The sequence below is a fragment of the Flintibacter hominis genome, from assembly GCF_014287965.1.
Taxonomy (GTDB): domain Bacteria; phylum Bacillota; class Clostridia; order Oscillospirales; family Oscillospiraceae; genus Lawsonibacter; species Lawsonibacter aceti.
The window spans coordinates 39,290-54,209 of sequence record NZ_JACOPO010000008.1 but is presented as its reverse complement, the minus strand read 5'-3'; the positions used below and the strand labels follow the sequence as shown (position 1 = coordinate 54,209).

The window sequence follows — 14,920 nt, the reverse complement described above, 5'->3', positions numbered from 1 at the left end:
GCGAAAGTATAAGGGAAGATAGGGAAGGAGAAGGAGAATTATGAAAACAAAAAAACTGCCTCTTGCCTTTTGGATCTTTGTCGGCTTAGTGGCTGGTATTGCCGCGGGCCTGATACTGATGGCGGTCCCTGACGGAGGGCAGATTGCCATTGGCTATATCAAGCCCTGGGGCGACATCTTTTTGAACCTGCTGAAATTTATTGTAGTGCCTATCGTCCTGTTTTCCATCGCTGCCGGAGTCATCTCGATGCAGGACATCAGCCGCGTGGGTTCGGTAGGTGGCAAGACAGTGGTATATTATATGTGTACCACAGCCTTTGCGGTGGTGCTGGCCCTAACGCTGGCCAGCGTGGCGAAGGGGGCCGGCCTCTTTACGACCTTGGAAACCAGCGGCCTGAGCTATGAACCCCCAGCGGGAAAAAGCATTATGTCGGTCATTGTGGATATTTTCCCCGCCAACCCAATCACGCCGTTGGCCAACGCCTCTATGCTCCAGGTCATCGTCATTTCTTTGCTGCTGGGCTTCGGTATCCTGCTGGCCGGAGAGAAGGGGCTGGTGGCCGCCCAGATTGTGGACAGTTTCAATGAGGTGTCCATGAAGATTATGGACCTGATTATCAAGTTGTCTCCCATTGGTGTAGCCTGCCTGATCTGTCCGGTCATCGTGGAAAACGGCCCGGAGATCCTAGCATCCCTAGTGGCGGTGCTGCTGGTGGCCTATGTGGGGTATATCCTCCATGCCGTCCTGGTCTATTCCCTGACCGTGGGTACCTTGGGGGGAGTGTCCCCTCTCAAATTCTTTGCTTACATGGCCCCGGCTATGATGATGGCCTTTTCCTCCGCGTCTTCAGTAGGGACGCTGCCCTTTACGCTGGAGTGTTCCGAGCGGCTGGGGGCCCGGCGTGAGGTGGCCTCCTTTGTCCTGCCCCTGGGGGCCACCATCAATATGGACGGTACCGCCATCTACCAGGGCGTCTGTGCCATCTTTATCGCCACGGCCTTCGGCATTGATTTGAGCCTGGGACAAATGGTCACCATAGTGCTCACCGCTACCCTCGCCTCTATCGGTACCGCCGGCGTACCAGGGGCGGGCATGGTCATGCTGGCCATGGTTCTTCAAAGCGTCAATATCCCCATCGAAGGTATCGCTCTGGTGGCCGGGATCGACCGGATCTTCGATATGGGCCGTACTACAGTGAACATCACTGGCGATGCCGCTTGTGCGGTCATCGTGTCCAAGATGGAGGACCGTAAGACCGCCAAGACGCAGGGCGCGGTCCGCTGATTTTCTCCGCGTTGTGCCTGGAGAGGCGGTGAGGGCCGCCCGATCCACAAAGCTGGCGCGTCAATGGAACAATAAGAGGGAGCCCCTCCTTTGGGAGAGGCTCCCTCTTACTTTTTAAACAAGCCGGAAAAGAATTTGATTTTTATTTAAATAATAATTATATTATTCTATAATAGAATTAAGCAACAAAAATATTTATTTAGAAAAAACTTATTTAATTATATAGACAAATTGGAAAAGAGATATATAATGAAAGCTATACTAAATATATATTTTTTAGTATTTATTGAAAAGTAAAATGGAGGATGATGTAAAATGGGTATTCCAGTTGGGATCAATGGATTCGGACGGATTGGAAGGGTTGTACTCCGAATCATCTTGGAGCGAGGGGACGGCTTTGACCTGCGCGGCATCAATTTGCGTAAGGCTGACCTGGACTACATGGAGTACATGGTGAAGTATGATTCAGTGTTTCACACCTTTCAGGGGACGGTGGAGCATGATGGCCGCGACCTGATTGTAAACGGACGCAGGATCCGGGTATTCAGTCAAAGCGACGCGGGGCAGATCCCATGGAGCGAGTGCGGCGCACAGTACATCGTAGAATCCACCGGGGCCTTTAACTCCCAAGAGCTGGCCTCCCTCCATTTTCAGGGCGGGGCAAAAAAAGTGGTCATTACCGCTCCGGCCAAAGATGAAATGACGCCCACCTTTGTCATGGGCGTCAACCACTGGAATTATAGCGCGGATATGGATGTAGTATCCAACGCCTCCTGCACGACAAATTGTCTTGCGCCTCTGACTAAGGTCATCCAAGACAATTTTGGGATAGAGCAGGCCCTTATGTCTACCATCCATGCCTCCACAGCCAAGCAGAAGGCGGTAGACGCCAGAGCAGGGCGTGATTGGAGGACAGGCCGCTCTGTCATTGGCAACATCATTCCCTCCACGACCGGGGCGGCCAAGGCGGTGGGCCTGGTCATTCCGGAGCTGAAGGGCAAAATGACCGGGATGTCCTTCCGTGTCCCGACCAATGATGTATCCGTGGTGGACCTGACCGCCCGCTTGGTGACACCCACCACCTATGAGGAGATATGCCATGCTGTCCATGTGGCCGCCCAGGGCCCCATGAAGGGAATCCTATCCTATACCAGAGATCAGATCGTGTCCTCCGATATCATTGGCAATCCCCACACCTCCATTTTGGACGAAACCGCGGGTATCATGCTGGATGACCGCTTTGTCAAGCTGATCGCTTGGTATGATAACGAGTGGGGGTACTCCAATAAAGTGCTGGACCTGATTTCCCATATGTACCGCGTGGACCGTTCCTAAAAGGAGAGCCGTCTGCCGGGAAACCAGCAGGCGGCTCTTTTTTGTTTTACTCGTCTGCGGTCGTTCTGGTACGCCAGGCGATCTCAGATTCCAAGTCGCTTTTCAGCTTGTTGTTCTCCGCCACCAGATCGTCGTAGTGCCGGCTTTGGACATAGTATTTGACAAACTCAAAAGTGGCCTCCTGGAATTCCTCCTCGCTATAAGAGGGGAGGAGGGAGCCGTTGACTCGCTTTAGGCCCTGGACGGAAATGAGGACCAGACGGCGGTTCTTTTCAGACAGGCGGGCCAGCTTCAGGGTGTCAGGAATCTCCAGACCCAGGCCGTAGGCCTCGTTCACCAGTTCCAGCAGCCGGCGCTGTTCCGGCTTGGCCGATACGATGACCCCGTATTTTTGGAATAGGTCCTTTAGATAATCTACCGATACCAGTTCTCTGGTAATGGTCCCTTTGCCAATGCCGGAGAACATTGTATTTGACAGGGAAAAGCTGACATAAACCTCATTTCCAGTTTTCGGATAACCCATGGACGTTTCCTCCTATACTTTAAATAAAATAGACTGGGGTGAAAGGGGCTGTGTATAGTTTTATTATAGTTCAGGTTGCATTAAATATCAAGAAGATTTTAAAAAAAATTGTGCAGGATTACCGACTAAAAAAAGATGCTGCACTTGGTTACGTCGGCTGGAACTTTGTCAGCCTGTATTTCAAGCGGTACCGTATTGCCCCGTTTTCTCCTGTGGAACGGGACGGTCGGGGCAAAAGAAGGCGTGGTTGGTGAAAAAGGACGAAAGCTGGGGAGAAACAGAGAAAAAATTGTGGAAGGCGCAAGAGAAAAAATTTAAAAAAGGGATTGCAGGGGACGAAAATTTTTTGTAGAATGAATGTATATCAAGAAGTAGCGTGGCCCGTATTTTCGGGCCACTGTCATTTTCGAGGAAAGGACGGGGACTGGAAATGGAGCTTCTCAAGCAGCGGATCCGTCAGGACGGGATCGTGAAGGGGAACGATGTGCTGAAGGTGGACAGTTTTCTGAACCATCAGATGGATATTGCCCTTTTTGAGGAGATCGGCAAAGAATTCCAGCGCCGGTTCGCCAACTGCGGCGTGAACAAGATTTTGACCATCGAGGCCTCCGGCATCGGGATCGCTTGTATCACGGCGCAGTTTTTTCACTGTCCGGTGATTTTTGCCAAAAAGACCCAGACCAAAAATATTGACGGCGAGGTCTTTGCCACCCAGGTGGAGTCTTTTACTCACGGCCGGATCTATCAGGTCATCGTGTCCAAAAAGTTTCTAGGCCCCCAGGACAAGGTGCTTATCGTTGACGACTTTTTAGCCAACGGCGCCGCCCTGGAGGGACTGATCGACATAGTGGCGCAGTCCGGGGCACAGCTGGCCGGGGCGGGGATCGTCATTGAAAAGGCGTTCCAGCCCGGTGGAGACCGGCTCCGCGCCCAGGGCGTGCGGGTGGAGTCCCTGGCCAGAGTCAAGGCTATGAGTGAGGAAAACGGTGTGGAGTTCGCGGATTAAAGCCGGAGCCATCCGGTTTTAATATATGTACCATCCGAGGAATGAAAAGAGCAACCAAAAACTAAGGAGGATAACACAACGATGAAGAAGATCCTTGCGGCGGCTATGGCAATGGCCATGGTCCTGTCCCTGGCCGCCTGCGGCAACAGCGGCGACGGCGGCAACAGTGCCACCAGCGGAAACAACCAGTCCAACACCAGCAGCAGCCAGGCTGGCGGCTCCCAGACCACCGACGTCAGCGACTTTAAGGTGGGCGCTATCTACATCAACAGCAAGAACGACACCGCCGGCTACACCTATGCCCACCACAACGGCATTACCAAGGCCATGGAGGCCCTGGGCATGGACCCCGACACCCAGCTCATCATCCAGGACGAGATCACCGAGGACTATGAGAACGTGGCCACCGCCGTGGATACCCTGGTGGGCGAGGACTGCGACATCATCTTCGGCATCTCCTTCGGCTATCTGAATGCCATGGCCGACAAGGCTGAGGAGTATCCCGATGTGATCTTCTCTCACGCCACTGGCTATATGAGCAACCCCAACAACTACAACAACTACTTTGGCCGTATCTATCAGGCGCGCTACCTGGCCGGTATTGCCGCTGGCCTGAAGAGCCTGGAGACCAACAATAACAATGTGGGCTATGTGTCCGCCTACGGCACTGAGTATGCTGAGACCTGCTCCGGCATTAACGGCTTTGCCCTGGGTGTCCAGGCCGTCAACCCCGACGCCACTGTCTATGTGAAGGAACTGGGCAACTGGTTCGACGAGGTCAACGAGTACGCCTTTGCCGAGGAGCTGATTAACAGCTACAACTGCGGTGTCATCGCCCAGCACTGCGACTCTGCCCAGCCTCAGCTGGCCGCGGAGAAGGCCGGCGTGTTTGGCTGCGGTTACAACTCCGACATGACCAAGGACGCCCCCAACGCCCACCTGACTGCCCCTGTGTGGAACTGGGATGTCTACTACAAGCTGGCGATCGAGACTGCCATGGCCTGTGAAGGCGATGCTTCCCAGTTCGTGGAGAAGATGGGCGGCGAAGCTTGGTACGGCGGTCTGGCTGAAGGCTTTGTAGATGTGTCCCCCCTGAGTGACAACTGTGCTGCCGGCACCCAGGACGCCATTGACCAGGTCCGTGAGCTTATCGTTTCCGGCGCTTGGGACGTGTTCTCCGGCGTAAAGCTGAAGGTCACAGTCGCTGACGGTAAGGCCGCCGTGGAGCAGTATGACGACGCTCTGGTCACCAGCGACCGGGACGAGACCAAGGACGGCCAGGTGGTGGTTCCCGCCAACACCGAGATCGTGCCCGCCGGCGGCGAGTCTGTGGAGGACGGCGTCATCACCGGCACCATGAACTACTTTGTCAAGGGTGTCGTAGTGGCCTGAGCTTTTTGAACGAATATCCCCTAAGACCCGAAAAACCGGGCCGGCCACCGGCCGGCCCGGTTTTTAGAGCTTAGGCCCTTGGCCTGTGCTCCCTGGTCCGGAACCTCCGGCCCAGGGAGGAGAGGCCAGCGGTATTGGATTGCCTGGATACGATGTGCAATATAAGAGAGAAAGATAACAATTTGTAGTACAAAAGAGGGAGCGTGGTTCCATGGCGTCGGAATATGTCATTGAAATGAAGGGCATCACCAAGACCTTTGGCAGTGTGGTGGCCAACAAGGACGTAGACCTGACCCTGCGCCAGGGGGAGATTCTGGCCCTGCTGGGGGAAAACGGATCGGGCAAGACCACCCTGATGAATATGCTGTCTGGTATTTACCAGCCTGACCGGGGCCAGATCCTGATGGACGGGATACCTGTGGCCATTAACTCCCCGGAGGATTCTAAGCGGCTGGGCATTGGTATGGTCCATCAGCACTTCAAGCTGGTGGATGTGTTCTCCGCGGCCGATAACATCTGGATGGGCAAGGAGAGGGCCGGTATCGGGCTAAACAGGGCTCGGTACGGAGAGATCGGGGAGATGGCCAAAAAATTCGGCTTTGACATCGACCCCAGAAAAAAGGTCCGGAACATGGCGGTGTCGGAGAAGCAGACCCTGGAGATTATCAAGGTGCTCTATTACGGAGCCAAGGTCATCATTCTGGACGAGCCTACCGCGGTGCTGACAGTCCAGGAGATTGACAAGCTCTTTGCTGTGCTGCGGAAGATGAAGGAGGAGGGCCACTCCATCATCATCATTACCCACAAGCTCAACGAGGTCATGGACATTTCCGACCGGGTAGCTATCCTGCGCAAGGGGGAGTATATCACCACCGTGGACACCGCTCGCACCAACGAGCAGGAGTTGACCGAGTGGATGGTAGGCCGGAAAATTGACCTGAATATTGAACGGCCTGTGGTGGAAAAAACCCGGCCCCTGCTGGAAGTCCGGGATCTGACCATCAAAAACGACGAAGGCGCCGTGGCCATCGACAAGGTGAGCTTCTACATCCGGGGAGGGGAGATTCTGGGAGTGGCAGGCATCGCCGGCTGCGGCCAGAAGGAGCTGTGTGAGGCCATCGCCGGCCTGCGGCCCATCCAGTCCGGCTTGATGATTCACAAGGGGGACAATATTGTGGGCCTGCCCCCCAAGGCTATTCTGGAGAAGGGCATCTCCATGTCCTTTATACCCGAGGACCGGCTGGGAATGGGCCTGGCCCCCTCCATGTCCATTACGGACAATATGCTCCTGAAAAATTATGGTGAGAACAAGGGCCCCTTTGTGGATCGGAAGGCGGGCCGGGCCGCCGCTCAACAGGTGATTGAGCAGCTGGGCGTGGTCACTCCCTCAACAGAAACCCCGGTACGCCGGTTGTCGGGCGGAAATGTGCAGAAGGTGCTGCTGGGCCGGGAGATTAAGGCGGGCCCCAATGTCCTGATAACCGCCTATCCGGTCCGTGGTCTGGACATCAATTCGTCCTACGCCATCTATCACATCCTGAACCAGCAGAAACAGGATGGGGTAGGCATCCTGTTCGTGGGCGAGGATCTGGATGTGATGCTGGCCCTGTGCGACAAGATCATGGTACTGTGCCACGGTAAGGTCATGGGCGTGGTCCACGCTCACAAGACGACCAAGGAGGAACTGGGTCTGATGATGACTGGCGCCCTGGACCTGACCAATAAGTATGAGGATAAGCCCGCCGGTATTGCCCGGGACACCAACATCACCGACCAGGAGTTGCGTGAGCTGGAGGCCCAGGAGGGCGGCGGCCGGAGGAAGGAGGACTGACCATGCGTTTTCATATCGTCAAGCGGGATCACTGTCCCCTCTGGAAAAAGCTGTGCCTTTATCTGCTTGCGGTGGGCGCCGCCCTGGCGGTAGGCGGTCTGCTGCTGCTGGCCATGGGAGTGGACCCAGTCGCCTATTACAGCCGGATGTTCACCATGGGCATGGTGGGCAACAAGATTGCCTACAAGACCTTTGAGAACTATCTGAAGGTCTTTGTTCCCCTGGCGCTCACCTCTGTGGCCCTGTCCCTGGCCTTTAAGATGCGGTTTTGGAACATCGGGGGCGAGGGTCAGTTCATCCTGGGGGCTGTGGCCGCCGCCACAGTGGCCTTTAAGGCCGGCCCTATGCTTCCGACTCCGCTGACTTTAGTGCTGATGTGTCTGGCAGGAATGGCAGCCGCCGGTCTGTATGGCGCCTTCGTAGCTGTGCTGAAGGTAAAGTTCGGCACCAATGAGACCCTGATGACCCTGATGCTCAACTATGTGGCCCTATATTTCCTGGTATTTTTGGGAGAAACCCAAGCGTCCTGGAACTTCTTTCTGGACACCTCGTCCGTCCGGCCTGTCTTTGCTAACTTCAGCAAGATGGTGTCCTTCCCCACCATTCCCATCGGGAAATTTTCCCTGAATATCTGCGTTCCCCTCACATTGCTCATCGGCGTCTTGGTCTATATCTACCAGAGATACTCCAAACATGGGTATGAGATCGCTGTGGTGGGGGACAGCGCCGGCACCGCCCACTATGCGGGCATGAAGGTGAACGCCATCGTGCTGCGCACCGTATTCCTGTCCGCCTGTCTTATCGGCCTGGCTGCCTCCTTCAAGGTGGGCACCTCCGGCATCCTCTCCACCTCCTTTACCGACGATGTGGGCTGGACGGGCGTTATTGTGGCCTGGCTGTCCCAGCTGAACACCGCTGTGATCTTTGTGGTGGCCGCTCTGATCTCCATGCTACAGCACGGCTCCACCATTGCCGCCGCCACCTTCTCCAAGGTGGACTCCAGCTTTGCCGATATGCTTCAGGGGGTCATTCTGTTCCTGGTACTGGCGGCGGACTTCTTCATCCGCTTTAAGCTTGTGCGTTCTCAGAAAGGGGGTAGCACCTAATGGAAATGGATAAACTGGGCGTGGTCACCACCTTTGTCCACAACATCGTGGTGTACAACATTCCTCTGCTCTACGGCACGGTGGGCGAGATCGTGGTGGAAAAGTCAGGCAGCCTGAACCTGGGCGTGGAGGGCATTATGGCCGTGGGAGCCATCTTTGGCTATATTGTGGGCTGCTACGCCAACAGCCTGGGGGTGGGCATTCTGGTGTCCTTCCTGGCCGGCGCCCTGTGCGGCCTGCTCTTTGCCCTGCTGACTGTTTCCCTCCAGGCGAACCAGAACATCACCGGCCTGACCCTGACCACCTTCGGCCTGGGCGTCTACTTCTTTGTGGGCAACGGCGTCAAGGCGGTCAGCTGGCCCGCCATGAATGACTACGCCAACATCAAGGAGGGCTTTTCCGATCTGGCTATTCCCGGCCTGTCCCAACTGCCCGTTGTCGGCCGGGGCCTGTTTGACCACAATATTATGGTCTATCTGGCGGTGGCCATTGCTCTGCTCATGTGGTGCTATCTGAACCGTACCGCACCCGGCCTGCGTTTGAGGGCGGTAGGGGAAAATCCCGGCGCCGCCGACTCTGTGGGTATCAATGTAAAGCGGTACAAATATATCCACATCTGCCTGGGCTGCGGCATCATGGGGATCGGCGGTTACTATATGGGGCTGAATATGTCTGGCTCCTTCAACAGCAGCTGCTGGATCAACGGCTACGGCTGGATTGCGGTGGCACTGGTCATCTTTGCCAACTGGAATCCTGCCCTGGCCATCCTGGGCACCTTCGTTTTCGGCTTTTTCAATACCCTGCGAGTTTCAGGCTCCAGTCTGGCCGCCGCCTTCCCCGATACGCTTGGGTGGCTGGCTGCCGTCCCAACCCAGCTGTACCAGGCCCTGCCCTTCCTCATCACCGCCATTGTGCTGGTGGCTACCTCCGTCCGCAAGCGTGAGGGCTCCGGCCTGCCCGCCTCCCTGGGGCTCAATTATTTTCGGGAAGAGCGGTGACCTGCAAGAAAAAGACCTGACCGGATCCATCACAATAGTTTTTTGCCGCTGTCTTCTGAGGAAGACAGCGGCATTTTCTATATATTTTATGTACCGTTTCCACATTTTTCAGGCTTTGATGCTTTCCACAATGCGTCCATCCTGACCTTTGATGGTCACCACCTCCTGCTTCATATTCAAGTCGATCTCACGATACATCATGCCGTAACGTTTTGGGGTTACTCCCGTAAGCTTTTTAAAGGTACGGATAAAATGTTCGTTGCTTTGGAAACCGGACCGTTCTCCCGCTTCCTGTACCCGCATTCCCTGTCGCAGCAGTCCCCGCGCCTTGAGAACTCTGCAGTTAATGACATAGTCAATTAAGCTAAAGCCAGTGTGCTCCTTAAATAGGTGGCACAGATAATGCTTGCTCATATAAAAGGCTTCCGCGATACTTGCGGTAGTCAGCGGCTCATCCAAATGGTCCTGGATATATTCTAAAATCGGGGTCACTTTTTCTAGTCCCGGATTGGTGCGCGCCTGGGGTTTTCCGGCTTTGGCAAAGTGGGAAAAGCACTCCACCAAAAAGTTGATGACCTCTGCAACTCTGTTCAAATCGGCGCCAAACCCGATCTCTTTTGGGGCCATCAGGCCGGAAAACAGTGTTTCCAGCCTGTTGATATCGTCTCCAGTGAGGGTCACCGCCTGCCCGATCCCGCAGCAGTATGTGCTGAACTGGGTATAGGGGCTGCTGAGGACCTGGAGCATCTGGGGAGACACATGAAATACCATACACCGGTACTCCTCATTCGCCACGCTGCGATGCAGGACCGAGCTATTAATGAAAAATAGCTGTCCCCGGTGCAGCGGAAACACAGTGTTTCCAATAAACAAAAGCCCTTCTCCAGACACACACAGAACAATCTCCACATCCTCATGGAAGTGAGGCTTATCCATAGAATAGGTGTCATTTTTACTGATGTGTACTTCATATCGGCACTGCAGCATACGGGCGCTGTTCTCTCCTTTCTCAAGTCGGGCGTTTCCCAGGGAGCGCCTGTGTTCTCTCAAATGTAGCATGGACGGAAACGCTTCTCAAAGCATTTTGCTTTTTTGAACAAGATAGATCAATAAAATAACAAGGTACCTACCAGAAATTTCGACATGACCCCATTTTATGTGTTTGATCCGAATTATTTAATATTTTTGGAAATAAATCCATTTTTTGTTTTATTCAATTTGTTTATTTGCTTTACCGTCATTTTCACTTTTTTGGTGTTTTCATCCTGCTATTAGCAAGATACGTCAATTTAATCCTCGTTGAGTGCAGGAAAACGTCCTTATTCTCTGACATAATTCAAGGCAGAAAAGCCAATGCGCAGCGGCGATTCCCATCTGTCTCTGCCCGGCAGCCAAGAAAAACCTGCGGCACGGGCCTTATACCAGGCGCAGCCAGCGGGTTGGGCTGGGCACGAATGAAAAAGGAGCAACAACATAATGCTGCACAACTACGACGTGATCCACTTTGAGGCTTTGGGCGAGGAAGCTCACCACCTTCGTGAGGAGACGGAGGCAGCGCAGGCCAAGGGGCTGCTGCCCAGGGATCTGCGTTATCTGATCGTTCCCGATGCACTGCAGGATTTTCTTGCACAGCACCCAGACGAAACGCTTCCTCCCCTCATTACGATTAAGACCCACTCTGTTCCTCCCCAGGACTACCTTGCCAGCAATCCCAAAAAGAGCATCATTACCAGAAGTGCTGGCTATGATCATCTGGAAAGTCTGGCTGATGTTTCCAACATCACCTCTTTGCGCAACTACTGCGTCAACGCGGTTGCGCAGACCGCCATCAAATTCCTGTACGCGACTGCCGGACTGCTAAACCAATACACAGTGAACACTGCTACGTTTGAGCGCAACAAGACTGACTCCTTCATGGAGCTGGCCGCCAACCGGGTGGTGACAGTATTTGGTCTTGGCAATATTGGAAAGCGCGCATTTGATCTGGCTCGTGCCAACGGTCTGACAGTACAGGCTGTGGACATCCGCGCCCGGGAGCTGTCCCAGCGATACGGTGACGACGTGAAATTTGTCACCAAGGATGAGGCCATTGAGACCAGCGACGTGATCATCAACGCCATGAATCTGACCCGGATCAAGGGGAGCCCTTATTACAACGAGAACTACTTCTCCTACGACTATCTCAGCCGTGCCAAGAAGGGGTTGATCTTCATCAATGTGACTCGTGGCGAGATTGCGCCGGAGCCTGTGCTGCTGAAGCTCTACGATCAGGGTGTGCTGGGCGGCATCGGCCTGGATGTGTTCTCCAATGAGCATGATTTTTCATTGGCTGTTCAGAAGGGGCAGGTTGAGACTGTGAACAACCGGGTAGCTGCGGCGCTGGTGCTGCTCCAGATGGCGGAGAGCCGGATGGGCAACATTTATGTGCAGCCCCACCAGGGCTTCAACTCTGATCTGGCTGTGGAGTCCAAGGCAGCTGACACAATTTCCCACATGATCAGCTGGTATCAAAACGGGAAGAAACGTTTTGATGAACAGCTGCCCTATTACCAGGATGTGATCTGACTTTCTGCGCGTCAGGGCTTTCTGGAGCAACTGATAAAGGAGGAAAGTGTTTACAATGGAACTCACAATGTCTTCTGCTATCTGGCAAGTCATGGTCGATATTTCGATCATGGGCGCACTGCTACTGATTGGTGAATTTCTGCGTGCCAAGGTAAAACTGATTCAAAAGGTGCTGATTCCTCCCGCGGTTATCGCTGGTTTTCTGGCTCTTCTGTTCGGTCCACAAAGTCCTGTGGAGCAGCTGAAGATCCTGCCTCTGTCTACCTCATTCGGGACCTATGCCAGCGTGCTGATCGTGGTGATCTTTGCCGCCACCCCCATCGGGGACAAGCCCCAGAAAGGGGCCGCGTCGGGCCCCAAGATCAGCGGTATGTTCTTTAACGTGTCGGGTATTGCCGTACTGCAGTACGCCGTAGGCATGCTGGTCACACTGGTGCTGCTGGTCAAACTCTATCCCACTCTGGACGAGAACTTTGGTCTGATGATGGCTACTGGCTTCTACGGCGGCCATGGCACCGCTGCGGCGGTAGGCTCCGCTCTGAGTGAGCTGGGCGTGCCTAACATGACGGATCTGGGCAACACCTGCGCCACCATTGGCATCGTAGGCGGCATCATTAGCGGCATGATCATTATCAACTGGGGCACCCGTAAGGGCTACACCCACTACGTGGAGAATCCCAAGGAGCTCCCTCAGGAAATGCGTACCGGCCTGGTCCCTGCCAATAAGCAGAAGTCTTCTTCGAAAGGCACCGTAGCCTCCATCTGCCTGGATCCTCTGGGCTTCCATCTGGGTATTGTGATGCTGGCCTGCTGGGTGGGCTATATCGCCTCCAAGTGGTTTGCCAACTGGACGCTGGCTACCTTTGATTTCAAGATCTCTATTCCTGAGTTCTGCCTGTCTCTCATTGCCGGAATCATCCTCAATGGCTTTCTGAACAAGACGGGTGCGGATCAGTATGTGGACCGGGGTACGGTACAGCGTATCCAGGGCACCGCCACCGACTTCCTGATGATTTCCGGTATCGGCTCGCTGAACCTGAGTGTCGTAATGGAATTTGCGGTTCCCCTCATCGTGGTGTGCGCCGCTGGCTTCCTCATCAACTGGTTCTGGTTCATCATCGTGGGCGGAAAATCCTCCGACGAGGATTGGTTCGAGCGCAACATGATGGTCTGGGGTCACGCCACCGGCGTGGCGGCCACCGGCGTGCTGCTGCAGCGCGTGGTTGACCCGGAACTGAAGAGCCGCGGTATTGAGGACTCCGGCATCGCCGATGTGTTCAACCGTCCCATCATCATTGGCCTTCAGGTAATTCCTCCCATTCTTATCGTCAACATGGGTACGACCGGAAGCTGGATCGTCACTGGCGCTTGCTTTGCCATTGTGGCTGTTATGTGGATCTTCGCCTACTTCACTAAGGGCTGGGTCCCCGGACGTCGTCTGAAGACATATCGATAATTTACCCATTTTTCATCTTCTTCTACATACACCGTCTCTTGGTCCTCCCCAGGGAGCCAGGAGGCGGTGTGTGCCGCTATATACCCAGATCGGAGTGCCCCATATACCAGTCAGGTCTTTTTTGCCCAGGAAATAAGGGGCAGAAAGTCATATAGGAGCTGGCTCCCGCATATCTTCCTGATACGAACCATACAGAGGATAAGGGGTGGTAATGTGGATAAGAGAGATCAAATCGGACGGGCCCTGCGCCGTGGAGTGGCCCTGGGGCTTGTGTTGGTGGCCTGCTGGGGGCTGTCCCTGATGGCCGATTTATCCGGGGTAAAGGAACGGCTGGCCGCGCTGGGGCAGGAGCCCGGCCTGTCCGTGTCCCTGTTGTCCAGCCAGCTGGGGGAGCTGCCCCGGCAGACCGCTTCCGCAGAGCTGACCGGATGGGGCAGGCTGCTGTTGAGTCACAGCGCCCTGCTGGCTGCCGGAGAGGAAGCGGTAGCGGAAGTCCGAGATGGGGCCGACCCGATGGAGGATTTGGGCTCAAAGGAAGAATTGGTGGATGAGGAGGAGCAGGGGGAACCCGACCTGAAGCCTCCCACAGAGGACGAGGGCATCCTGGAGATGACGGCGAAGGGCAAAGAGGGGGGGAAGTACCTCCACGACCAGGGAGTTTATGTCTATGACCGGACCGACCTGGGGCTGGACGCCTCGGTGCTGGAGGAGGGCACGGTGGACGTTCCACTGGGAGAGGGACCGCAGATCCTGATCCTGCACACCCATGGCAGTGAGGCATACTCCCAGTCGGACGGGAGGTCCTATGAGGAGAGCGATCCCTACCGGACCACCGACTGTAACCACAACATGGTCCGGGTGGGGGAGGAGATGGCCACGGTTTTCCGGGCCCACGGCCTTCAGGTGGTCCATGATACCAACCTCTATGACTATCCGGCCTATAATGGGGCCTATGACCGGTCCAAGGCGGCGGTGGAGCAGTGGCTGAAGCAGTATCCCACCATCAAAGTGGTGCTGGATGTCCACCGGGACGCCCTGGTGGGAAACGAGGGGGAGATCTATAAGCTGGTTTCAGAGGAGGCCGGGGAGAAGGTGGCCCAGGTCATGCTGGTGGTGGGCACCGACGGCTCTGGCGCTGCCCACCCCCGCTGGAGGGACAATTTGGCCTTTGGAATCAAGCTGCAAAAAAACCTGGTCACAGGGTACTCCAGCCTGGCCCGGCCCATCGTCCTGCGCAACAGCCGGTATAACCAGCAGCTCTCACCTGGCTACCTCCTGGTGGAGGTGGGAGGCCATGGAAATACTCTCACCGAGGCCCTGGCCGGTGCCCGCCTGTGGGCGGACAACGTGGCCCGCACCCTGCTGGCCATGAAGGAGGGGTAGGAAGTCCGAGAAAAGAGCGGTTGCGAAAACCACCCCCCTG

The 14,920-nt window shown here is 55.2% G+C and carries 12 protein-coding genes; 10 read left to right on the top strand and 2 right to left on the bottom strand.

Going from position 1 to position 14,920, the window contains the following annotated elements:
- Nucleotides 1-40 precede the first annotated feature (40 nt).
- A complete protein-coding gene (locus H8S11_RS11265; protein WP_186853205.1) occupies nt 41-1,285 on the top strand; it encodes a dicarboxylate/amino acid:cation symporter in 1,245 nt (414 codons plus the stop codon).
- A 315-nt stretch (nt 1,286-1,600) separates the two neighbouring features.
- The gene (gene gap, locus H8S11_RS11260) at nt 1,601-2,620 is read left to right on the top strand and encodes a type I glyceraldehyde-3-phosphate dehydrogenase (RefSeq protein ID WP_186853204.1); all 1,020 of its coding nucleotides are present in this window, start codon (nt 1,601-1,603) and stop codon (nt 2,618-2,620) included.
- Between the two features lie 46 nt (nt 2,621-2,666).
- Here the strand turns inward: gap and H8S11_RS11255 are convergent, their stop codons facing one another.
- On the bottom strand, nt 2,667-3,143 hold the full coding sequence (locus H8S11_RS11255; RefSeq protein ID WP_147572571.1) for a hypothetical protein: 477 nt from the start codon (nt 3,141-3,143) through the stop codon (nt 2,667-2,669).
- 430 nt (nt 3,144-3,573) lie between these two features.
- Between H8S11_RS11255 and H8S11_RS11250 the strand changes: the two genes are divergently transcribed.
- From H8S11_RS11250 to H8S11_RS11230, 5 genes are all read left to right on the top strand, one after another.
- Nucleotides 3,574-4,149 carry a xanthine phosphoribosyltransferase gene (locus H8S11_RS11250; RefSeq protein ID WP_147572573.1) on the top strand — a complete coding sequence of 192 codons (576 nt, stop codon included), beginning with the start codon at nt 3,574-3,576 and terminating at the stop codon, nt 4,147-4,149.
- Between the two features lie 81 nt (nt 4,150-4,230).
- Nucleotides 4,231-5,541 carry a BMP family ABC transporter substrate-binding protein gene (locus H8S11_RS11245; protein ID WP_147572574.1) on the top strand — a complete coding sequence of 437 codons (1,311 nt, stop codon included), beginning with the start codon at nt 4,231-4,233 and terminating at the stop codon, nt 5,539-5,541.
- Between the two features lie 211 nt (nt 5,542-5,752).
- On the top strand, nt 5,753-7,372 hold the full coding sequence (locus H8S11_RS11240; protein WP_186853203.1) for an ABC transporter ATP-binding protein: 1,620 nt from the start codon (nt 5,753-5,755) through the stop codon (nt 7,370-7,372).
- A gap of 2 nt (nt 7,373-7,374) precedes the next feature.
- Nucleotides 7,375-8,478 carry an ABC transporter permease gene (locus tag H8S11_RS11235; protein WP_186853202.1) on the top strand — a complete coding sequence of 368 codons (1,104 nt, stop codon included), beginning with the start codon at nt 7,375-7,377 and terminating at the stop codon, nt 8,476-8,478.
- Nucleotides 8,478-9,476: an ABC transporter permease gene (locus tag H8S11_RS11230; RefSeq protein ID WP_240288853.1), complete on the top strand. Its 999-nt coding sequence runs from the start codon at nt 8,478-8,480 to the stop codon at nt 9,474-9,476. Before H8S11_RS11235 ends, H8S11_RS11230 begins: the two co-directional genes overlap by 1 nt.
- 108 nt (nt 9,477-9,584) lie before the next feature.
- Here H8S11_RS11230 and H8S11_RS11225 read toward each other — a convergent pair whose 3' ends face one another.
- Nucleotides 9,585-10,526 carry an AraC family transcriptional regulator gene (locus H8S11_RS11225; protein ID WP_243201033.1) on the bottom strand — a complete coding sequence of 314 codons (942 nt, stop codon included), beginning with the start codon at nt 10,524-10,526 and terminating at the stop codon, nt 9,585-9,587.
- Nucleotides 10,527-10,952: 426 nt separating this feature from the next.
- Between H8S11_RS11225 and H8S11_RS11220 the strand changes: the two genes are divergently transcribed.
- The 3 genes from H8S11_RS11220 to spoIIP all read left to right on the top strand — a co-directional run bounded on the left by H8S11_RS11220 (nt 10,953) and on the right by spoIIP (nt 14,880).
- The gene (locus tag H8S11_RS11220; protein ID WP_186853201.1) at nt 10,953-12,041 is read left to right on the top strand and encodes an NAD(P)-dependent oxidoreductase; all 1,089 of its coding nucleotides are present in this window, start codon (nt 10,953-10,955) and stop codon (nt 12,039-12,041) included.
- Nucleotides 12,042-12,096: 55 nt separating this feature from the next.
- Complete coding sequence (locus tag H8S11_RS11215) at nt 12,097-13,497, top strand: sodium/glutamate symporter (protein WP_186853200.1); 1,401 nt, start codon at nt 12,097-12,099, stop codon at nt 13,495-13,497.
- Between the two features lie 213 nt (nt 13,498-13,710).
- On the top strand, nt 13,711-14,880 hold the full coding sequence (gene spoIIP / locus H8S11_RS11210; protein ID WP_186853199.1) for a stage II sporulation protein P: 1,170 nt from the start codon (nt 13,711-13,713) through the stop codon (nt 14,878-14,880).
- The last annotated feature ends 40 nt before the right edge of the window (nt 14,881-14,920 follow it).